Source organism: Amycolatopsis tucumanensis (assembly GCF_021654135.1).
Lineage (GTDB): Bacteria > Actinomycetota > Actinomycetes > Mycobacteriales > Pseudonocardiaceae > Amycolatopsis_E > Amycolatopsis_E tucumanensis.
Map to the genome: position 1 here is coordinate 118123 of NZ_JAKGSD010000017.1, position 20901 is coordinate 139023.

Sequence of the window (20901 nt, forward strand, 5' to 3'; positions counted from 1 at the left end):
GCGCCCCACCGCCCCGACGATGCACCGCGCCGCGAGGCTCAACGGCGCCAGCCGCGGGCCGTCCGGCCACCACTCGTCGCAGACGGCGAGTCCGGGCTCGGACAGCGCGTTCGGCTTGATCAGCTCGAGGCCGTCGAGCATCGCCATGATCTCGTCGCGCGTGCGGAACCGCCCGGCGCCCATCGGGCCGTTGACGAGGATGTTCTCGATCCGCTTGGCCACCTCGGTCAGTTCCGGCACCTCGGGGTCGAAGAAGTGCGAGAACACCACGTAGGAGCCGGAGGGCAGCGCGTCGATGTAGGCGCGCATGATGCCGGCGGCGCCGTCGCCCTCGTAGTGGTGCATCGTGCCGACGTGCAGCAGCACCAGCGGCTCGCTGAAGTCGAGGTGGCGCCGCACGACCTCGTCGCCGAGCACCTCGGACGGCTCGAAGATGTCCGCCTCGGTCATGTGCACGAAGTCGTTCTCCTCGAGCAGCGCGCGGCCGTGCGCGAGGACCACCGGGTCGTTGTCGACGTAGACGACCATCGCCTCGGGGTTGGCGCGCTGCACGATCTGGTGCGTGTTCTCCGCGGTCGGCAACCCCGAACCGCAGTCGAGGTACTGGGCCACGGTGGTCTGGCCGGCGAGGAAGCGGCAGGCGCGGTTGAGGAAACCACGATTGCCGCGGGCGATGTCCACCGCCTCCGGGACCGCTTCGTTGATCTTCCGCATCACCATGCGGTCGACCTCGTAGTGGTCCTTGCCGCCGAGGAATCCGTCGTAGATGCGGGCGATGCTCGGCCGGGTCGGGTCGACGCCGACCGGCACCTGGCTGGGCGAAGAAGCCATCACAACACCTTCTCGCGAGCTGGTGGGTGAACACACAGTAGTGCTCCGCGTTCGCCCCGTGGAACCGCCCTCAGGCGACGGGCGCGGACTGGGCCAGCGCGCCGGTCAGGGTCGAGTACACCGGCAGCACCCGGTCCAGGCCGGCGAGCTTCAGCGGCTGCAGCACGGTCCCGCTCGCCGCGACGACCCGCAGCGGCGTGTGGTTGCGGGTGCACCGGTCGTCGGAGTTGATCAGCAGCGTCAGGCCGCACCAGCCGAAGAACTCGACGTCCCGCAGGTCGAGCACGACGGGCGCGGGCGGGGTCGCGACGGTCACCGCGGTGCTGAGCTCCTCCTGGAGGTGCCCGAGCGAGCTGAAGTCCACCTCGCCGGCGACGTGCACCACGACAGCGGAACCACGGACCTCCCGGCGGGTGGTGAGCAGACCGTCGGCGGAGGTGCTCCGTGACATGCCGCTGCCCTCCCCTGCGCCCGAGGCCCGGTGCGGTTGTCCTATCACGGGAGGTGCGGGGTGTCCACCGATCCACCGGCCCCGACCTGGCGTTTCGTCCTCGTTGGCCTCGTCTCGAAGGAGCCACCCGCCGGGTCCGGCGCATGTTTCCACCATATTTTTCCTTGACATGACGTTTTCCTGCACCGACGATCGCTGGCATGCAGAATGACGTCAAGCTCGGCGAGCTGGACCGCCGGATCGTCGCCGCGTTGCAGCTCAACGGCCGGGCGTCCTGGGGCGCCGTGGCCAAGTACGCGGGCACCAGCGAGTCGACCGTCCTGCGCCGCGCCGCCCAGCTCACCGAGAGCGGGCAGCTGCGCGTCATCGGCGTGGTGGATGTGCTGCGCTGCGGGCTCGGCGTGCCCGTCCTGGTCCGGTTCCGCTGCCGTCCCGGCACCGCGGGCGCGGTCGCCGAGGCGGTCGCGGCGCGCCCGGAGACCCGCTACGCCAGTGTCCTCACCGGCAGCGCGGACTGCACCGCCGAGCTGGTGCTGCCGACGCACTCCGACGTGGCGCGGCTGCAGCTGGACGGCCTGCCCGTCGGCGGCGACGTCCTGGAGACCGAGACGCTCGCCGTGATGCGGACCTTCACGTCCAACCACGACTGGGACTCCGGCGTCCTCGGCCCGGACGCCGTCGCGGGCCTGCGTGGTGAAGACGTGCGGCCGTTCGAAGAACAGCTGTGGGAGCGGCCGCCGGAGAAGCTCGACGAGCTGGACCTGGCGATCATCGCCGCGCTCGGCGAGGACGGCCGGATGTCGTTCAAGGAGCTGTCCCGCCAGGTCGGCAGCAGCGAATCGACCGCGGCGCGGCGGGTGGACTCGCTGGTCAAGCGGGGCTGCCTGCGCTTCCGCACGCTCGCCGAGCCGGGCATCCTCGGCTTCACCGTCGAGTTCATGCTGTGGCTCTCGGTGCTGCCCGGCCACCTCGACGCCGCCGGGCAGCAGCTGGCCGCCCACCCCGGCACGCGGTACCTGTCCGCCACGACCGGCCGCTTCAACCTGGTCGGCCAGGTCGTGCTGCGGCACTACGGCGAGCTCTACCGGCACACCACCGACGTCGTGGGCGCGCTGCCCGGGCTGCAGGCCGCCGACGTCACGCTCCAGGTGTCGACCCTCAAGCGCGCCTGGACCCCCACTCCCCGCACCATCCTGGAGGAAGCGTGAACGACCAGCTCCACCCCTGGCAGTGGGACGAGCCCACCTGGCGCGGGCACGTCGGACGGGTGCGGGCCGGACGGCCGCTGCGCCCGTCGTCGTGGCCCGGCGGCGCGCGTGTGGCGGTCGCGCTGTCGTTCGACTCCGACCACGAGACGCCCGCCCTGCGCGACGGCGAGGTGCTGCCCGGCAAGCTCGCGCAAGGCGAGTACGGCGCGCGCGTCGGCGTGCCGCGGATCCTGCGGTTGCTGGAGCGGTTCTCCGCACCCGCGACGTTCTTCATGCCTGCGGTGTCGGCCCTGCTGCACGACGGCGAAGTGAAGTCCTATGTGGACGGCGGGCACGAGGTGGCGCTGCACGGCTGGATCCACGAGCGCAACACCTCCCTGCCGCCGGAGGCCGAGCGCGACCTCGCCTTCCGCGCCGCGGACACGCTGGAGCGGCTGGCCGGGACCCGTCCGGTGGGCATCCGCACGCCGTCCTGGGACTTCTCCGCCGCCACGCTCGCCATCACCCGTGAGCTGGGGCTGGCCTACGACTCGTCGCTGATGGCCGACGACGACTGCTACGAGCTGCTGGCCGACGGCGAACCGACCGGGGTCGTCGAGCTGCCGGTGGAGTGGATCCGCGACGACGCGCCGTACTTCATGATGGAGCGCTTCGCGTCGCTGCGGCCGTACACGCCGCCGCGCGGGGTGCTGTCCATCTGGCGCGACGAGTTCGACGCGGCCCACGCCGAGGGCGGGTTGTTCCAGCTGACCCTGCACCCGCACATCATCGGCCACCGCTCGCGGATGGCCGTGCTGACCGAGCTGCTGGAGCACATCAGCGGCCACGACGTCTGGTTCGCCACCCACGCCCAGGTCGTCGCCCACGTCCTCGCCGAGCAGGAGGCACCGTGACCACCCACGCCGCGACCGCCCAGGAGCACCGGCTCTCGCCCGCGCAGCGCAAGGCGATCGTCGCCGGCGCGGTCGGCAACACCGTCGAATGGGTCGACTGGGCCGTGTACGCGACCTTCGCCCCGGTGTTCGCCAAGCAGTTCTTCACGCCGGGCAACGAAACCACCGCACTGCTGTCCACGTTGGCCGTGTTCGCGGTCGGGTTCGTGATGCGGCCAATCGGCGGCGCGGTGCTCGGCGCCTACGCCGACCGGCACGGCCGCAAGAAGGGCCTGACGCTCACCATCTCGCTGATGGCGGGCGCGTCGCTGGTGATCGCCGCGTGCCCGACGTACTCGAAGATCGGGGTGCTCGCGCCGATCGTGCTGCTGCTGGCCCGGCTGGTGCAGGGCTTCTCCGCCGGTGGCGAGTTCGGGTCGTCCTCGGCGTTCCTCATCGAGTCCGCGGCCCGCGGGCGGCGCGCGTTCGCCGGGTCCTGGCAGCAGGTTTCGGTCGGCGCGGGCGCGCTGATCGCGTCGCTGATGGGAACCGTGCTGAACTCGACGCTGTCCGACGCGCAGCTGCAGAGCTGGGGCTGGCGGCTGGCGTTCGGCATCGCCGGGCTGCTCGGCCTGGTCGGGCTGTGGCTGCGCCGCTCGGTGCACGAAACCGAGGCGTTCACCCGGATCAAGGACCGGCCGCGCGGCAACCCGCTGGTGGCGATGTTCCGCGACCACCCGAAGGCCGCGCTGCGGGTCGCCGGCGTGACGATCGCCGGCACCCTCATCTACTACGTGTGGGTCACCTACATGCCGACCTACGCGCACCTGGCGACCGGCATCCCGCTGCGGCAGGCGCTCCTGGCGAACACGCTCGCGATCGTGGTGTTCCTGATCCTGCTGCCCTTCGGCGGGCTGCTGTCCGACCGGATCGGGCGCAAGCCGACGATGGCCGCGTTCGCCGCCGGGTTCCTGCTGTTCTCCTGGCCCGCGTTCCACTTCCTGGCGGCGGACTTCTGGACGCTGCTGCTCATCGAGATCGTCGGCATGGTGCTGATCGTCGGGTACTCGGCCAACTGCGCGGTGATCATGGCCGAGCAGTTCCCGCCCGAGGTGCGCACCACCGGCATCGGGCTGCCGTACGCGCTGGCCGTCGCCGTGTTCGGCGGCACCGCGCCGTACGTGACGACCTGGATGAACGCGCAAGGGTTCGGGCACCTGGTCTGGCTGTACGTGGCGATCGCCGCGGTGATCGGCCTGGCCGTCTACACGACGATGCCGGAGACGAAGGGTAAGGAGCTGTAGTGCGGCACGTGCTCGTCACCGGCGCCGCGAGCGGGATCGGCGCCGCGATCGCCGCACGGTTCCGCGGCGACCGGCTGACTCTGGCCGATGTGGACGGTGACCGGCTCGCCACGGTGGCTGCCGGGCTGGGCGCCGAGTGCCGGGTCGGCGACCTGGCCGACGCCTCGTTCGCGGAGTCGCTTGTGGACTCCGATGTCGATGTGCTGGTCAACGCGGCCGGGATCTACCCGGCGACGCCGCTGCTGGAGATGACGGCGGCGGCGTGGGACCGGGTGCAGGACGTCAACGTGCGCGCGGCGATGCTCACGACCGTCGCGTTCGGACGGAGCTGTGTCGCGGCCGGGCGCTCCGGCGTGGTGGTGAACATCTCGTCGGGCGCGGCGACGCGAGCCCGTCCCGGTGCGGCGCACTACGCCACGTCGAAAGCGGCGCTGGAGATGCTGACGAAGGCGTGCGCCGTCGAGCTGGGGCCGCACGGCATCCGGGTCAACGCGGTCAGCCCGGGGTTCGTGACCGTGGACAGCGCGGCGAACCCGGTCACCGAGGAGTACGCGGCCGCGGTGTCGGTCAACCCGCTCGGGCGGCGCGGTCAGCCGGCCGACATCGCCGAGGCGGTGCACTGGCTGGCGGGCGAGCAGGCCGCGTGGATCACCGGCGCGGTGCTGCGCGTGGATGGCGGTTCGACCGCCGGCGCGCCGGGATTGCCGTTGCACTGGGACGGCACGACCGCCGTCCAGGAGGGGAGTTCGCATGTCTGAGCCGTACACGGTCGTCGGCGGCGGGGCGATCGGCGGCACGCTGGCGTTCCACCTGGCGCGGGCCGGGCACCCGGTGCGGATCGTCGACACCGACGCCGCGCACGTCGCCGCGATCCGGCGTCACGGGCTGGTGCTGCGGGGTCCCGGGGGCGACGCGAGCGTTGCGGTGGAGGCGTGTTCACCCGACGAGGCGCCCGCGGTTCTGGGCCGGGTGCTGCTGGCGGTGAAGGCGCAGGCGACCGAGCAGGTCCTGCCCTGGCTCGCGCCGCGGCTGGCGCCCGACGGGTTCGTGGTGTCGCTGCAGAACGGGCTGAACGAGCAGGCGATCGCGGCGGCGGTGGGCGCCGAACGGACGGTGGGGGCGTTCGTGAACCTGTTCGCCGACGTGGTCGAGCCCGGCGTCGTCCAGGACGGCGGCGCGGGCGCACTGGTGGTGGGCGAGCCGGACGGGCGGATCACGCCGCGGGTCGAGCGGATCGTGGCCGACCTGCAGGCGTGGGGCCCGGCCAAGGCGACGGCGAACGTCGAGGGGTTCCTGTGGTCGAAGCTGGGTTTCGGCGCGATGCTGACCACGACGGCGCTGGCCGACGCGCCGATGGCGGACCTGATCGACCGGCACCGCCCGCTGATGCACGCGATCACCGCGGAGGTGCTGGCCGCCGCGGGCGACCGGGTGCTGGAGCCGTTCGACCAGTTCGACCCGGCCGCGTACCTGCCGTCGGCGTCGCCGGTGGCCCGGGAGGCGGCGACGGACCGGCTGGTGGCGTGGCTGCGGACCCAGCCGAAGGACCGCAGCGGCATCTGGCGGGACATCGCGGTGCGGCGGCGGCCGGTCGAGGTGCACCACCACTACCGGCCGGTGCTGGAGCTGGGCGGGGTGCCGTTGCTGGCGGCGGTGCTCGCCCTCTTGCGGGACGTCGAGAGCGGACGCAGGCTCATGTCGGAAGATCACCTGAGCGAACTGGAGCGGATGCTGTGACCGATGTCCGGGCGTTGCACGAGTGGGCGCGGGCGCACCGCGAAGAGATGGTCGACGACCTGGGCCGGTACACCGGGCTGGAGACGCCGAGCACGGACCGGCTGCTGCTGGAGGCCGGGCTGTCCTGGCTGGACGGCTGGCTGCGGGCGCGGCTCGGCGAGCCGGCGTCGGTGGGCGTGACCGAGGGCGGCGAGTTCGGCGACGTCCGGGTGTACGACTACGCGGGATCGGACGCCGCGCCGGTTCTGCTGCTGTGCCACTACGACACGGTGTGGCCACAAGGGACACTCGACCGATGGCCGTTCACAGTGGACGGTGACATCGCGACAGGGCCGGGTGTGTTCGACATGAAGGCCGGGCTGGTGCAGGCGGTGTGGGCGTTGCGGGCGCTGGAGGCGGCGGGGCTGCCGCAGCCGCCGGTGCGGCTGGTGCTCAACGGCGACGAGGAGATCGGCAGCCCGATGTCGCGGCCGGTGATCGAGAAGTCGGCGGCCGGGGTGCAGGCGGCGCTGGTGTTCGAGGCCGCGGCCGACGGGGCGGTGAAGACCGCGCGCAAGGGCGTCGGGATCTACCGGGTGTCCGCGACCGGCGTGGAGGCGCACGCGGGGCTCGACCCGGGCAAGGGCGCGAGCGCGGTGGACGAGATCGCGCGGGTGGTGCTGGCGCTGCACGGGCTGACGGACCTGGCGGCCGGGACGACGGTGAACGTCGGCGTGGTCGGCGGCGGTTCGCGGGGGAACGTGATCGCGGGCTCCGCCTGGGGCGAGGTGGACGTGCGCGTGTCGAGCGCGGCCGAGGCGGCGCGGATCGAGGCGGCGCTGGCCGGGCTGACGGCGGCCGACCCCCGCGCGACGGTGACCGTGGAGGGCGGCTGGAACCGCCCGGTGATGGAACGGTCGCCCGGGATCGCGGCGTTGTTCTCGCGGGCGCGGGACCTGGCCGCGGAGATGGGGGTGACGCTGCGGGAATGCGCGGTGGGCGGCGCCAGCGACGGCAACTTCGTGGCCGCACTGGGCGTCCCGGTGCTGGACGGTTTCGGCGCCACCGGCGACGGGGCCCACGCACGCCACGAGCACGTCTCGGTGAGCGGCATGGTGGAACGGAGCGCCCTCGCCGCCGCGGTGCTCACCTCGCTGGCCTGAGGCTGTTCGCGCCTTGCCGGGAGAGCGCCTGGCCCCGGACGGCTGGCCGCTGGCGGAGGGCCGGTGCCGACGGGCCGCTGGCGGCTGGCGGCGGGCGACCGGCCACTGACGGCTGGCCACTGGCGACCGGCCACTGGCGGCTGGCCGCGGGCGGCTGGCCGCGGGCGACCGGCCGCTGGCGGCTTGCGGCGGGCGACCGGCCACTGACGGCTGGCCGCTGGCCGCTGGCCGCTGGCCGCGGGCGACCGGCCACTGCCGACCCGCCGCGGGCGGCTGGCCGCGGGCGACCGGCCACTGCCGACCCGCCGCGGGCGGGCTGGCCGCGGGCGACCGGCCACTGCCGACCGGCCGCTGGCGGCTGGCCGGGAGGCGACTTCTCCCCCTGGGGAGGAGATACCGCTCCTGGGGCGGCACCCCCTCCTGGGCGCCGAATCCGATTGCCGCGCATCCCGGCCGTCACCGCACCGGGCGATGGCCGCGGCGGCACCGTGCCGGGCGCGCGGCTCAGGCGTCGCCGCCTTCGAGGAATGCCCTGCCTCTCGGCGAGAGGCGGTAACCCACCTCCAGGCTTTCCGTCAGGCCGAGTTCCTTCAGGCGCCGCACGCGGCGTTTGAACACGTCGCGCGCCAGGCCGACCCGCTCGGCCAGCTCCACGGCCCGCACGCCCTCGTTGTCGGCGATCAGCCTCAGGAACGCGCCGGTCCACGGGACCTCCGCCACCCGGTCCATCCGCCACAGCGCGGCGCCGATCGCGGCGCGGTCGTCGTCCGTCAGGTCGGCGGTTTCCCGCAGGGCGATCCGCGGGTCCGGGCCCGCCACGCGCAGTCCGATCCGGTACAGCCGTCCCGAACCGCGGTCGGGCATCTGCGCCGCCGACTCGTAGCCCGCCGCCCTGGCGTCCTCGTCGGTCACCGTCGCGACCTCGTCCACCGAGGTCACCTCGACCACCCCGGCCGCGGTGCGCATCCGGGAACCGGGGCGCACACGGGGCGCGTCCCACCTGCGGAAGGCCACCGTGACGCGGCCCGCCGCCAGTCCCTCGATCGCCGCGCGGTCGAAGAGCATGCCCCAGTCTCGCACGCAAAACCGCTTGCGCCCATGCCCGAAGATCACCCACATGAGCAATGAGATCCGTGCCCGGTACGACGACGACACGATCGTCGTGTACCAGGCCTACTCCCCCGAGATCGCCGAGCCCGCCCTGCGCGCCGGCACGTTCGTGGCGCCGTTCAAGCGCGGCCGCATGACGTGGATCAAACCGTCGTTCCTCTGGATGGCCTACCGCAGCGGCTGGGCCCGCAAGCCCGGCCAGGAACGGGTCCTCGCGGTGACCATCACCCGCGCCGGCTTCGAATGGGCGCTGGCGCACTCGTGCCTGTCCGCGTTCGACCCGGGCCACCACCCCAGCGAGGACGCGTGGCGACGGCAACTGGCCACCAGCCCGGTGCGCATCCAGTGGGACCCGGACAAGAACCTGCACCTGCAGCCGCTCCCGCGACGCGCCATCCAGATCGGCCTGGCCGGCGAGGCCTCCGACCGCTACGTCGGCGAGTGGATCACCGGCCTGACCGACGAGACGGAACGCGCCCACGAGATCGAAGCGCTGGTGCGCGACCGCCGCCTGGACGAGGCCCGCGCACTCCTCCCGGAGGAGCGCCCCTACCCGGTCGACGCGGACCTGGCCGCCCGCATCGGCGCCGCCTAAGGGCCCACCCGCGCCACGGCATCCGCGGCGCGCGACGGCCGCCAGGCGACGAAACCGTCCGGGCGCAACGGTCCGACATCCCCGCCCACCGCGCCGCCCGGCGGGGCCGGGCGAGTCGCTCGCATCGGCGCCGGCTAGCGGGCCAGCACCCGCGCCACCACCGACTCCAGCACCGCATCCGCGCCCGCCACGGCGACCGGCGAGCGCCAGGCGACGAAGCCGTCCGGGCGCACCAGCAAGGCGCCGCCCTTCTCGATGCCGATCGTCGACAACCAGTCCGCGTCCGGCAGCACCGCCGCGCCCATCGGGACGTCCAGCCGGGCGGCGGCCTTCTCCGCGGCCTCGCGCCAGGACACCTCGCCCGCGAACACCGTGAACCCGGATCCCACCAGGTCCAGAGTGGACACCCCGGGCGAGACCCACCGGTGCGGCAACCGGGATCCCGGGGCGCCATCCAGTGCGGCCGCCAAATCCTCTGTGGACGGTGGCCGCACGACCGCGTCGATGACCGCCGTCGAGTCGTACCGGTAGCCCATCGTCACCAGCGGCGCGTTCCACGCCCCGACGGCCTCCCGCTCCGCCACCGCGGCCGGGTCCCAGTGCAGCCGCGGGTTCTCCCAGCGCAGCACGGCCTGCCGCGTCACGAACTCGGCCACCGCGTGCCGCTCGTCGTGGTAGGTGTCCAGCAGGCCCTCGCCGGCCTGGCCTGCCAGCACCAGCGCCAGCTTCCACGCCAGGTTGTGCGCGTCGGCCATCCCCGTGTTGAGCCCGAACGCCCCGAGCGGCGAGACCGACCGCGCGGCGTCCCCTGCCAGGAACGCCCGCCCCGCCCGGAACTCCTCGGCCATCCGCAGCGTCGCGCGCCACCACTTCGCGGCGACCACCCGCACCGGCACGTCCGCGCCGAGCGCCGTCCGGATGAGTTCCTCGGGGCTCCCGGGCGCGCCGGTGTGCAGGACCCACCGCCGTTCGCCGACGCTGAGCAGCATCCCCCGCACGTCCGGGTGCCCGATCTCCACCATCGTCGGCAGCGCGCCGAAGAACCCGGTGAGATCCGCCTCGAACAGGATGTTCAGCACCGGCTCCCCCACCTCGCCGGGACCGGTCGTGCCGATCCCGAGCGCAGGCCGCACGGCGGTCTTCACCCCGTCCGCCCCGATGAGGTACCGCGTCCGCAGGACCCGCCCGTCGGACAGCTCCACCGACACCCCGTCCGCGTCCTGCGAAACCCCAGCGACGGCCACGCCGAATTCCACCGTCGCGCCCCGCTCGCGCGCGGCGGGCAGCAGCGCCGCGTCCAGCCGGTCCTGCGGGTAGTGGCCGACGGGCTGCTCCGGCGAGATCTCCGGCTGCGTGAACGGCGTCCGCCGCGGCGCGTTCGCCCGGTCGATCTCCGCGACCGTGCGCGCGTCCGCCTTCCACATCTCGGTCGACCGGACCGCGACGGCGTCGAGTTCCGCCGTCAGGCCGGCCTCGCGGAAGAACTCCAGCGTGCGCGGGCTGAGACCGAGCGCCCGCGGGTGCTCCGACAGACCCGCGCGGCGCTCCACCACGTGCGCGCGCACCCCGTGGTGCGCCAGGAACACCGCGGCGGCGAGGCCGACCGACCCACCACCGGCGATCACCACATCCGACATGAGCTTCCTCCTCCCAGACGGGAACACTGTTCCCGTTCTTGGGAACACTGTACCCGAGAAGTACGCTGTGCCCATGCCGCCCGCCAAGAAGCCGCCGACGATGGTCTGGATGCGCGACCGGACCACGAAGACGCGGCCGGTCGTCACCGAGGAGAAGATCGTCCGGACGGCCATCGCGATCGCCGACGCCGAGGGACTGGACGCGCTGTCCATGCGGCGGTTGGCGGCGGAAATGGGCACCGGCACCACGTCGCTCTACCGGCACGTGGCCGGCAAGGACGAGCTGTTCGAGCTGATGGTCGACACGATCATCGGCGAGGAGCCGCTGCCCGAACCCGGCGACGACTGGCGCGCCGAGCTGGCCCAGCTGGCCCGCCGCCAGCGGGCCGTCATGCTGCTGCACCCCTGGCTCGCCCAGCAGGCGGCCCGCCACCCGACGCTCGGGCCGAACGTGATCGCGCGCGCCGACCACCACCTCGGCATCGTCTCCAGGATGACCGGCGACCCGACGCTCGCGACGATGGTGGTGGACACGATCAACACCCACGTGCTGGGAGCGGTGTCCGCCGAGCTGGCCGAGCTGGAGGTCCAGCGCCGCACCGGCATGACCGAAGACGAGTGGCGGAACTGGGTGGGCGCCTACGTCCGGCAGGTCGTCGAGTCCGGCCGGTACCCGCACTTCAACCGGCGGGTGCTGGAAGCCGACGACGTCGATCCCGCCACCCGCTTCGAATTCGGCCTGGAATGCCTGCTCACCGGGATCGAAGCGGCCCTGCGCGGGTGAACTCCCGGACGGTCAGCCCGCGGCCAGCGCCTCGTCGACGGTTCCGTAGAGGTCGAGCACCTTGTCCAGCGCGGTGAGCGCGAAGATCCGGGCCAGCGAGCCCGGTGCGACGATCCGCAGCACGACGCCCGACGTGAGCGCGGCGGTGATCGCGGCCAGCCCGGACGATCCGAGGAACGCGACCCCGCTCAGGTCGACCACGACCACGCGCGGCCGTCGCGCCATCAAGCGGCGGAACGCGGCCTCCAGCCTGCCCGCGGTGGCCAGGTCGAGTTCGCCGCCGACCGCGAGCACGGCGACGTCGCGACTCGGCCAGCGGACCGAGACGTGCAGCGGTGTGGATGTGCTGAGTCCGGCGGATTCCTCCGGAACACGCGGAGCCCGTGACATGATGCGCTCGCCTACCCTTCGGCGACAGCATTCTGCGGCTGCGCTCTGAACCGCGTCCAACCCAGCGTAGTCGACGCGCCTCCGGCAGTACCACCGCCGGGCGCGACGGGCCCTGTCCCGGCCGCCGCGGCGCGGTACGCTCGGATGCGATGAGACGGTCCGGAATCGTCGTGGACGCGCGCGGCCTCGGCTGCCACGACCACCTGTGCTGGGGCTACGAGGACCCGGCCGAGTTCCGGTCCCGCGTTCGGGAGTTCCTGGCCGAGGGTCTGGCCCTGGGTCACCGGGTCTGCTACGCCGGGACCGGCCCGGTGTCGCGCCTGGCCACGGATCTGGACGGCATCGTGGACGGCGGCGAGGCCCGCCGCCGCGGCGATCTGCGGGTGGTTTCGCTCGACGACCTCGGCGCGCTCGGCGATCCGCACGTGCGCTTGCGGATCTACGCGAAGGCCACCGAGGCGGCGCTGGCCGACGGTTACCGGGGCCTGCGGGTGGCGGCCGACGTCACCGGGCTGTTGCGGTCACCCACGCGGTTGAATTCGCTGGCGCGGTTCGAGCACCTCGCGGACGGCTACTCCGCGGTGCACCCGTTTTCCGCGCTGTGCGGCTACGACCGCCGGAAGCTGGACCGGCCCACCCTGGCGCTGCTGTCCGCGCTCCACCCGAGCGCCAACGAAAACGGCGCGGGTTTCCGGTTGCACGCCTCGGCCCGCGGCGGCTGCTGCGCGAGCCTCGGCGGCGAACTCGACCTCGCTTCGGCCGAGTTGTTCCCCCGCGCACTCGGCCACGTCGACCCCCGGCCCGTCGGCGGCCGGCTGGTGCTCGACGCGGCCACCCTGGACTTCATCGACCACCGCAACCTGCTGACGCTGGCCGAGCACGCCAGGCGGCACGCGGCCGAGGTGGTTCTGCGCGCTCCCCGCCCGGGACCGGCGAGCGTCGTGGAGGTCCTGAAACTCGAGGACATCCGCGTGGAGGCCCCGCGATGAGCACCGGATTCGTGCACGAGGCCCTGTTCTACGGCTCACCGGAGGAGTACCTGGCCGGGCTGGTGCCGTTCCTGACCGACGGCCTGGCGGCGGGCGATCCGGTGGCGGCCGCCGTGCCGGAGCCCAACCTGTCGCTGCTGCGCGAGGCGCTCGGCGACGACGCGAGCCGCGTGCACCTGCTCGACATGGGCGTCGCGGGCCGCAACCCGGGCCGGATCATCCCCCAGGTGCTGCGGGGCTTCGCCGACCGGCACCGCGACGCCGCCCGCGTGCGCATCATCGGCGAGCCCATCTGGGACGGGCGGTCCGCCGTCGAGTACCCGGCCTGCGCGCAGCACGAGGCTCTCATCAACCCGGCCTTCGCGGGCCGCGACGTGACGATCGTGTGCCCGTACGACACCAAGGCGCTCGACCCGGTCGCGATCGCCGACGCCCACGTGACGCACCCACTGGTCACCGAGGGTGGCGTGCGGCGCGGCAGCGACACCTACGCGTGGGACGATCTCGTCGCCCGGTACAACGACGAGCTGAAACCGGCCGCGGGCGCGGTGACGTTCCGCGTCCAGGTGCCGGACGACCTGTCCGTGGCGCGCCGGTCCGTCGCCGCGTACGCGCTGGAGTTCGGGCTGGGCGAAGCGCGCACCGAGGACCTGAAGCTGATCGTCACCGAGCTGGCGACGAACAGCCTGCTGCACGCCGGCACCGCGTGCGAGCTGAGCCTGTGGCGCGAGGGCGCGGAACTGGTCTGCTCGGTCACCGACGGCGGGCGGCTGACCGACCCGCTCGCCGGACGGCGCCCGCCCGAACGGGGTCAGCTGTCCGGCCGCGGCCTGCTGCTCGTCAACGACCTGGCCGACCTGGTCCGCACACACCGCGCGCCGCACGGCACGACCATCCAGGTTCGCATGCGGCTGGACGGAAAGCCCTTGTGACAGAAGGGGCCGGGATGTCCACTTCGGAACCGATCCGGCCCCCACGGCGATCACCCACCCGGTATGTTCGGCCGGGTCATGACGAAACCCGACCAGCCGTTCCTCCTCGACACCCTGCGCGCCGAGATCCACGGCATCGGGGTCCTCGCCGCTCCGGCCGATCCGGACCTCCCGGTGCCCGCGTGTCCGGGGTGGACGGCGGGCGCGCTGGTCCGCCACCTCGGCGGGGTGGCGCACCGCGTGACCGACTGGGTGGACAGCCAGACCCTGCCGCTGGAGTGGGAACAGGAGCCGCCCGCGGGGCGGGACGTGCTGAGCTGGTTCCAGGCCGCGGCCGACGGGCTGTTCCGCAGCCTCGCCAGCCGCCCGCCGAGCTTCCCCTGCCAGACCTGGTTCCCCGCCGACCGGACCTACGGGTTCTGGCGCCGACGGATGGCCCACGAGTTCACCGTGCACCGCGTCGACCTGGAGCAGGCGCTGGGCCTGCCGCCGGTGGTGGATCCGGCGCTGGCCGCCGACGGGGTGGACGAGGTGCTGACGGTGTGGCTGGCGGAGGGCAACCGGCCGGCGCCCGAGGACACGGTGTCGGTGGACGCCTCGGGCGAGGTGTTCGAGGTGCGGTGCGCCGGTCGCGTGTGGACGGTGCGGATGCCCTCGGGGACCGGAAATCCCTTGGTGCGACCGGAACCGGCGGCGAGCGCGGACGGGCGGGTGTCCGGCGCGCCGGCGGACGTGTACCTGTGGCTGTGGGGTCGCGGGCCTGCCGACCCGCTGACGGTGACCGGGGACGTCTCCGGACTGCGTGCGGCGCTGGCGGCCGTCACCCGCTACGCGGCGTGAGATTGGGCACGACAGCCGCGGGATCAGGTCGCGAGGGCCCAGAATGGGTGGGTTGCGCACCAACCCAGGGAGGGCCGATGCAGGAGCCGTTGTTCGGCTCGGTCGACGAGGTCGTCGAGCGCCTGGCTGGCGCGGGCTACCTGGCGTCCACCGCCGTCGCCACCACCGTCTTCCTCGCCGACCGCCTCGGCAAGCCGCTGCTGGTCGAGGGCCCGGCCGGGGTCGGCAAGACCGAGCTGGCGCGGGCGCTGGCGCAGGCCACCGGCAGCGAGCTGGTGCGGCTGCAGTGCTACGAGGGCATCGACGAGGCCCGCGCGCTCTACGAGTGGAACCACGCCAAGCAGCTGCTGCGCATCACCGCGGGCCGCGACGAGGGCTGGGAACAGGCCCGCGACGAGGTGTTCAGCGAGGAGTTCCTGCTCCCCCGCCCGCTGCTCAAGGCGATCCGCAACCCGGACCCCACGGTCCTGCTGATCGACGAGACCGACAAGGCCGACGTTGAGATGGAGGGCCTGCTGCTGGAGGTCCTCGGCGACTTCCAGGTGACCGTGCCGGAGCTGGGCACGATCACCGCGCAGCGTCGCCCGTTCGTGTTGCTCACCTCGAACGCGACGCGTGAGCTGTCGGAGGCGCTCAAGCGGCGCTGCCTGTTCCTGCACCTGGACTTCCCCACGCCGGAGCTGGAGCGCGACATCGTCACGCTCAAGGTCCCCGGGCTGGACGCGCGCCTGGCGGACTCGGTGGTGCGGGTCGTGGCCGCGCTGCGGACGATGGAACTGCGCAAGGCGCCCTCCATCGCCGAGACCGTCGACTGGGCGCGCACGCTGCTCGCGCTGGGCGCCGACACGCTCGACGAGCAGGTGGTCGAGACCAGCCTCGGCGTGATCCTGAAGTACCAGAGCGATCACCGGAAGGCCGCGGCCGAGCTGCGGCTCGACTCGCTGCTGTCATGACCTCCCCGGCGCTGGCGCGGCGGCTGGTCGAGTTCGTCGGCTCGCTGCGCGAGCACGGCATCCCGGTCGGTCCCGGCGAAACGGTCGACGCGGCCGCCGCCGTGGACGTGCTCGGGCTGGCCGACCGCGAGCAGCTGCGGGCCGCGCTGGCGGCGACCGTGCTCCGCCGCTCGGGGCAGCGGGGCACCTTCGACGCGTTGTTCGACCTGTACTTCCCGGTCGCGGTCGGCGCCGCGGAGACGGCCGGGGACGCGCCCGCGGACGCGGCGGAGCTGCGGGAAGCGCTGGTCGCCGCGCTCGCCGAGGGCGACGGGGAACGCCTGCGGGCGCTCGCTTCGGCCGCGGTCGACCAGTTCGGCCGGTACGGCTCGTTCGGCGAAGGCGGGTCCGGCGGCGGCGGAGCGAACGGGATGCGCGGCTGGTCGGCCTACCAGGCGCTGGACCGGGTGCGGCCGGACGCGCTGCTGAACCGGGTGCTCGCCGCGATCCGCACGGACGACAGCGCGTTCGGCGACGCGGTCGCCCGCAGCGAGGCGCAATCCCGGATCACCACCTACCGCGAGGCCGTGCAGGCCGAAGCCCGCCGCCGCACCGCCGAGCTGCGCGGGCGTGAGCGGATCGCGCAGTACGCGGTGCCGCCGCAGACCGACCTGGTCAGCTTCACCAACGCCACCCGCGCCCAGCTCGCCGAGCTGCGCCGCACGATCCAGCCGTTGTCCCGCAAGCTCGCCACCCGGCTGGCAACGCGCCGCCGCCGTGCCCGGCGCGGGCAGATCGACCTGCGCCGCACGCTGCGCCGGTCGCTGGCCACCGGCGGGGTGCCGATGCGGCCGGCGATGCGCGACCGCCGTCCCGGCCGCCCGGAACTGGTGCTGCTGTGCGACATGTCCGGGTCGGTGGCCGGGTTCGCGCAGTTCACGCTGCTGCTGGTGCAGGCGCTGTCGGACCAGTTCAGCAAGATCCGCACGTTCGCGTTCGTCGAGCTGACCGACGAGATCACCGGCCTGGTCACCGCGGGCGCGGCGGACCCGGAGGGGCTCGCGCGGCGCATCCTGACGCAGGCGAAGCTCACCCGGTGGGGCATGAGCAGCGACTACGGCGGTTCGCTGGCGAGCTTCGTGGACGGGTGGCCGGACGCGGTCGGGCCGCGCACCTCGGTCCTGATCCTCGGCGACGGCCGCACCAACGGCGGCGACCCGAACCTGGACGCGGTGCGCCGGATCGCGGAGCGGGCCAAGCACGTCCACTGGCTCAACCCGGAGGCGCGATCAGCTTGGGGCACGGGCGATTCCGCCGCCCTGCGGTACGCGCGCGTGGTGCCGATGCACGAGTGCCGCAACCTGCGCCAGCTCACCCAGCTGGTGACCGAACTGCTGCCCGGCTGACGGTAACGAAGCCGTCTCGCGGGGAGTGATTTTCCCGCTGCTGTGTGTAAGTGGTCGAGACCAGGGCATCCCGTGGTCATGGCGGGGAGCACGGTCGGCAGGCGGGCGTTCCTCACCGCGGCCCTGGCGGGCGCGGCGAGCGTCGCCTGCAGCAGCGGTGGTGAGGGTTTCTTTCCCAGGCAGGCGCTTTCCGGGCGGCCGGCGCCGCTGGACGCGCCCGCGGCGGGGTTGCGCGGATTTCCGGCGCAGGTCGCCGCGCACAGCGTGGTCGAAGACCACCTGCTGGTCGGTTACTGCGGCGCGCCGGGCAGCCCGGCGCTGGGGCGGATGACCGGTGATCTGCAGGAGGCGTCCGCGCAGCTGCGCGAGCTGATCGGCACCTACCCGCGGACCCGGCCGGTGGTCCCGGTGGTCGAGCTGATCGCGACGACGGTGAACCCGACGCCGGGCCCGGACGGCATGTACCGCAGCCGGGCGAACGACAACACGATCCAGCGCTACCTCGACGCGGCGCGGGCGCTCGACGGGCAGCTGCTGCTCAACATCCAGCCGGGGCGCGCGGACTTCCTGCCCGAGGTCAAGGCGTTCGAGCGCTGGCTGACCGAGCCGGACGTCGGTGTCGCGCTGGACCCGGAGTGGGCGGTGGAACCGGGCGTCGTGCCGGGCGAGGAGTTCGGCGTGACGACCGGCGCGGAACTGGACGGCGTGGCCGCCTACCTCGCTTCGCTGGTGGCGCGGCACCGGCTGCCGGAGAAGATCATGGTGTACCACCAGGTGGCGGTGACGGTCGTGCGGGACATCGCCGGGCTGAAGCGGCACAACGGGGTCGCGGTGATCAACGTGGTGGACGGCATCGGCAGCGCCGAGGCGAAGAAGGCCACCTGGGACCAGGTGATGAAGCGCAGACCGCCGCACGTCAAGGCCGGGTTCAAACTCTTCTACCAGGAGGACACCCGCGGCGGGCAACCGCTGATGACGCCCGAGCAGGTGGTCGGGCTGCAGCCGGAACCGGTCTACGTGGTGTACGAATAGGGCCCCCGAGCGCGGGGCAGTTGGGAGTCCGCACTCGGGGGCCACTCGCCTGCCACAACGCTCCGAGGGGGAGTTCGAGCGCGGGCAAGACGGCGGTGCCGGAGGTGTCGCGCCCACCCTCCGCGCGGGCCTTATCAGTGAATCGAGGCGAAAGCAGGGCGTGTTACTGGCAGGTCTTCAACAATTTCAGGGAATCCAGGAGATGTCGTCGGGGTCGCCGCCGATGAGGGTCTGCCGGGTGTCCTGTGAGCTGGCTCGCATGCCCCACGACGCTAGCGATTGTTGAACGATCCGTCAACCCGGTTGCTCGATTGTTCAACGATCCCCTATTCTGTGGCGCACCACACCGTTCTCGGAAAGGTGCCAGCGATGACCGCGTCCACCCTCAGCCACCGCGACGTCGAGTTCCTGAAAGCGGTTGCCGACGGCCGCGTGGAACTGACCGCGAGCAGCGAGCCGCACGTGTACGTCGACGGACTCTCCTGCTGCGACCAGTTCGGCGCGCGACTGCTGATCCACGCCGGCCTGGTCCGCCGCGTCCCCGGCACCGGCTCCCGCATCCCCGCCAAACTCACCGACGCCGGCCGCGACGCGATCAGGTGACCCGTTGAGCGCTTAGGCGGCCGCCCGCCGCGTCCACTGTGGACGGCTGCGGTAGAGGACGGCCACGAACGCGGGCACGCCGATGATCGACGTGACCACGCCGACCGGCACCTCCTGCGGGTCGAGCACCGTGCGCGCCAGCGTGTCGACCCACACCAGGAACACCGCGCCGGCCACGGCGGTCACCGGCAGCAGACGTCCGTGGCCGGGGCCGACCAGCGCGCGGGCCGCGTGCGGGAGCACCAGCCCGACGAACCCGACCGCCCCGCAGGCGCTCACCAGCGCGGCCGTCAGCAGCGCGGTGACGCACATCAGCACGATCCGTGTCCGCGTCAGCGCGACCCCGAGCGCCGCGGCGAGGTCCTGGCCGTAGGCGAGCACGTCGAGCGTCCGGGCGTGGCCGAAGCACACCAGCAGCGCGACGACCAGCACCGCGGCGCACACGCCGACCTCGGACCACGACGCGCTGCTGAACGACCCGAGCAGCCAGAACAACACGCCCCGCGTCGTTTCCGCGTCCCCGGCCGTCAGCACGACGAACGAGGTCAGCGCGGAGAACAACTGCATCGCCGCGACCCCGGACAGCACCACGCGCTCGGTGGTGCCGCCCAGCGTCTGGCTGAGCAGCAGCACGAGCCCGAACGACAGCACCGCCCCGGCGAACGCCCCCGCCGACAACGACACCACTCCCCCGCCGACGCCGAGCACCACGACCAGCACGGCGCCGGTCGACGCGCCCGAGGACACCCCGAGCACGAACGGGTCGGCCAGCGGGTTGCGCAGCAGCGACTGCATGACCGCCCCGCACACCGCCAGACCCGCGCCGCACACGGCGGCGAGCAGGGCGCGCGGGATCCGCAGGTGCCACACGATCCCGTCCCGGACCGGCGAGAGCACCGGCTCCCCGAGACCGAGGTGGGCCAGGACGGTGGCGTAGACGTCGCCCACGCCGATCCCGGCCGGGCCGATCGTCACCGCGACGGCCACCGACACCACGAGCAGCGCGAGGCCCCCGGCGCACAGCGGCAGGACGCGCGCGGTGCGCGTCACCCGGCGAACCCGAACCCGCGCAGCGCCGCGGCGACCTGCTCGGCGCCGTCCACGGTGCGCAACGTCGGGTTCATCGCCTGCCCGGACAGCAGCACGTACCGCTTGTTCCGCACCGCGGCCAGGTCGCGGGTCACCGGGTGCGACTCCAGGAACGCGATCTTGGCGGCGGCGTTCTCCGCGGTCTGCGAACGGCGGGTCAGGTCGCCGAGGACGATCACGTCCGGGTCGCGTTCGGCGACCGTCTCCCAGTTGATCTGCGGCCACTCCTCGCGTGTGTCGTCGAAGACGTTGCGGGCGCCGACGGTCGTCGTGATGATGCCGGGCGCGCCGCAGCAACCCGCCAGGTAGGGGGCCTCGGAGTTGGCGAACCAGAACATCAGCCGGGCGTTCGCGCCTGCACCCGCGACCGCGCGCATCCGTTCCTGCAGGCTGGTGACCAGCTGTTCGCCGCGGTCCTCGACGCCGAAGATCCGCGCGAGGTCGCGGATCTCGGTGTAGACGGCGTCCATGGTCAGCGTCTCGGTGCGCGCGCCGTCACCGCCGCCGCTGGTGTCCTTGGCGCACTCGGTCGGCGACAGGTAGGCGGGCACCCCGAGCTGCTCGAACTGCTCGCGGGTGGCGACGCCGCCCTTGCCGAGGATGGCGCCGAACGAGGCGGCGACGAAGTCCGGCTCGGCGGCGAGCACGGTCTCGAACGACGGGTAGTTCTCGGCGAGCCGGGGCACCTTCGCGTTGTCCGCGGCCAGGTGCGGCAGCACGGGATCGGTCCAGGTGGCGGTGCCCGCCATGCGGTCGGCGAGGCCGAGGGACAGCATGATCTCCGCCGCGCCCTGGTTGAGTGCGACCGCCCGCCGCGGCGGTTCCGGCACGCGGACCTGGTGGCCGCAGTTGTCGACGGCCACGGCGGCGGTGTCTCCGGAGGGGGTGGCGCTCGCGCACCCGGTCAGCGCCAGCACGGCGGCGAGGAGCGGGAAGGTGATCGATCGGCGCACAGCGGCCCCTAGCGTCGAGGGCTCATGCGCGGAGCCCGGTCCGGCGGTCTCCCCCGTGGCGGGG

General features: G+C 73.3%; 22 protein-coding genes. 15 read left to right on the forward strand and 7 right to left on the reverse strand.

Annotated features, from left to right (window positions below; all coding sequences use genetic code 11):
• The coding region (locus L2C96_RS18825; protein ID WP_237337175.1) for an SAM-dependent methyltransferase at positions 1-831 on the reverse strand (831 nt) is incomplete at its 3' end.
• 70 nt (positions 832-901) lie between these two features.
• Positions 902-1282 carry an anti-sigma factor antagonist gene (locus tag L2C96_RS18830; RefSeq protein WP_020421372.1) on the reverse strand — a complete coding sequence of 127 codons (381 nt, stop codon included), beginning with the start codon at positions 1280-1282 and terminating at the stop codon, positions 902-904.
• 200 nt (positions 1283-1482) lie between these two features.
• On the opposite strand from L2C96_RS18830, the gene L2C96_RS18835 reads away from it, so the two are divergent.
• The 6 genes from L2C96_RS18835 to L2C96_RS18860 are packed head-to-tail and all read left to right on the forward strand — an operon-like array spanning position 1483 to position 7545.
• A complete protein-coding gene (locus L2C96_RS18835) occupies positions 1483-2490 on the forward strand; it encodes an Lrp/AsnC family transcriptional regulator (RefSeq protein ID WP_237337176.1) in 1008 nt (335 codons plus the stop codon).
• A complete protein-coding gene (locus tag L2C96_RS18840; RefSeq protein ID WP_020421374.1) occupies positions 2487-3383 on the forward strand; it encodes a polysaccharide deacetylase family protein in 897 nt (298 codons plus the stop codon). Before L2C96_RS18835 ends, L2C96_RS18840 begins: the two co-directional genes overlap by 4 nt.
• Positions 3380-4666, forward strand: a complete 1287-nt coding sequence (locus L2C96_RS18845) for an MFS transporter (protein WP_020421375.1) — start codon at positions 3380-3382, stop codon at positions 4664-4666. The genes L2C96_RS18840 and L2C96_RS18845 overlap by 4 nt, the downstream gene beginning before the upstream one ends.
• Positions 4666-5424, forward strand: coding sequence for an SDR family NAD(P)-dependent oxidoreductase (locus L2C96_RS18850; protein WP_237337177.1), 759 nt, complete (start codon positions 4666-4668; stop codon positions 5422-5424). Before L2C96_RS18845 ends, L2C96_RS18850 begins: the two co-directional genes overlap by 1 nt.
• Positions 5417-6403 carry a ketopantoate reductase family protein gene (locus L2C96_RS18855; RefSeq protein WP_237337178.1) on the forward strand — a complete coding sequence of 329 codons (987 nt, stop codon included), beginning with the start codon at positions 5417-5419 and terminating at the stop codon, positions 6401-6403. Before L2C96_RS18850 ends, L2C96_RS18855 begins: the two co-directional genes overlap by 8 nt.
• Positions 6400-7545, forward strand: a complete 1146-nt coding sequence (locus L2C96_RS18860; protein WP_237337179.1) for a M20/M25/M40 family metallo-hydrolase — start codon at positions 6400-6402, stop codon at positions 7543-7545. Before L2C96_RS18855 ends, L2C96_RS18860 begins: the two co-directional genes overlap by 4 nt.
• A gap of 504 nt (positions 7546-8049) precedes the next feature.
• Here the strand turns inward: L2C96_RS18860 and L2C96_RS18865 are convergent.
• Complete coding sequence (locus L2C96_RS18865) at positions 8050-8610, reverse strand: winged helix-turn-helix transcriptional regulator (RefSeq protein ID WP_020422679.1); 561 nt, start codon at positions 8608-8610, stop codon at positions 8050-8052.
• Positions 8611-8662: 52 nt separating this feature from the next.
• Between L2C96_RS18865 and L2C96_RS18870 the strand changes: the two genes are divergently transcribed.
• Positions 8663-9250, forward strand: coding sequence for a DUF4291 domain-containing protein (locus tag L2C96_RS18870; protein WP_237337180.1), 588 nt, complete (start codon positions 8663-8665; stop codon positions 9248-9250).
• A gap of 134 nt (positions 9251-9384) precedes the next feature.
• On the opposite strand, the gene L2C96_RS18875 is transcribed toward L2C96_RS18870, so the two are convergent.
• Entirely contained in the window at positions 9385-10887 is a 1503-nt protein-coding gene (locus tag L2C96_RS18875) for an FAD-dependent monooxygenase (RefSeq protein WP_237337181.1), read from the reverse strand.
• A 73-nt stretch (positions 10888-10960) separates the two neighbouring features.
• Between L2C96_RS18875 and L2C96_RS18880 the strand changes: the two genes are divergently transcribed.
• Positions 10961-11671 (forward strand): TetR/AcrR family transcriptional regulator, encoded by a 711-nt coding sequence (locus L2C96_RS18880; protein ID WP_020422682.1) that lies wholly within the window; start codon positions 10961-10963, stop codon positions 11669-11671.
• A gap of 12 nt (positions 11672-11683) precedes the next feature.
• Here the strand turns inward: L2C96_RS18880 and L2C96_RS18885 are convergent, their stop codons facing one another.
• Positions 11684-12061 (reverse strand): STAS domain-containing protein, encoded by a 378-nt coding sequence (locus tag L2C96_RS18885; RefSeq protein WP_027936570.1) that lies wholly within the window; start codon positions 12059-12061, stop codon positions 11684-11686.
• Between the two features lie 149 nt (positions 12062-12210).
• On the opposite strand from L2C96_RS18885, the gene L2C96_RS18890 reads away from it, so the two are divergent.
• The 7 genes from L2C96_RS18890 to L2C96_RS18920 all read left to right on the forward strand — a co-directional run bounded on the left by L2C96_RS18890 (position 12211) and on the right by L2C96_RS18920 (position 18795).
• Positions 12211-13050 (forward strand): MEDS and STAS domain-containing protein, encoded by an 840-nt coding sequence (locus L2C96_RS18890; RefSeq protein ID WP_237337182.1) that lies wholly within the window; start codon positions 12211-12213, stop codon positions 13048-13050.
• Complete coding sequence (locus L2C96_RS18895) at positions 13047-13982, forward strand: anti-sigma factor RsbA family regulatory protein (protein WP_237337183.1); 936 nt, start codon at positions 13047-13049, stop codon at positions 13980-13982. Before L2C96_RS18890 ends, L2C96_RS18895 begins: the two co-directional genes overlap by 4 nt.
• A gap of 78 nt (positions 13983-14060) precedes the next feature.
• Positions 14061-14822 carry a maleylpyruvate isomerase family mycothiol-dependent enzyme gene (locus tag L2C96_RS18900; protein WP_237337184.1) on the forward strand — a complete coding sequence of 254 codons (762 nt, stop codon included), beginning with the start codon at positions 14061-14063 and terminating at the stop codon, positions 14820-14822.
• Between the two features lie 77 nt (positions 14823-14899).
• Positions 14900-15775 (forward strand): AAA family ATPase, encoded by an 876-nt coding sequence (locus tag L2C96_RS18905; RefSeq protein ID WP_020422687.1) that lies wholly within the window; start codon positions 14900-14902, stop codon positions 15773-15775.
• Complete coding sequence (locus L2C96_RS18910) at positions 15772-17160, forward strand: vWA domain-containing protein (RefSeq protein WP_237337185.1); 1389 nt, start codon at positions 15772-15774, stop codon at positions 17158-17160. Before L2C96_RS18905 ends, L2C96_RS18910 begins: the two co-directional genes overlap by 4 nt.
• 78 nt (positions 17161-17238) lie before the next feature.
• Positions 17239-18192, forward strand: a complete 954-nt coding sequence (locus L2C96_RS18915; protein ID WP_237337186.1) for a hypothetical protein — start codon at positions 17239-17241, stop codon at positions 18190-18192.
• A 369-nt stretch (positions 18193-18561) separates the two neighbouring features.
• A complete protein-coding gene (locus L2C96_RS18920; protein ID WP_020422690.1) occupies positions 18562-18795 on the forward strand; it encodes a hypothetical protein in 234 nt (77 codons plus the stop codon).
• Between the two features lie 12 nt (positions 18796-18807).
• On the opposite strand, the gene L2C96_RS18925 is transcribed toward L2C96_RS18920, so the two are convergent.
• Together L2C96_RS18925 and L2C96_RS18930 are read right to left on the reverse strand one after the other, a co-directional pair.
• Positions 18808-19845 carry a FecCD family ABC transporter permease gene (locus L2C96_RS18925; protein WP_237337187.1) on the reverse strand — a complete coding sequence of 346 codons (1038 nt, stop codon included), beginning with the start codon at positions 19843-19845 and terminating at the stop codon, positions 18808-18810.
• Positions 19842-20837: an ABC transporter substrate-binding protein gene (locus L2C96_RS18930; protein WP_237337188.1), complete on the reverse strand. Its 996-nt coding sequence runs from the start codon at positions 20835-20837 to the stop codon at positions 19842-19844. Before L2C96_RS18930 ends, L2C96_RS18925 begins: the two co-directional genes overlap by 4 nt.
• Positions 20838-20901 lie beyond the last annotated feature (64 nt).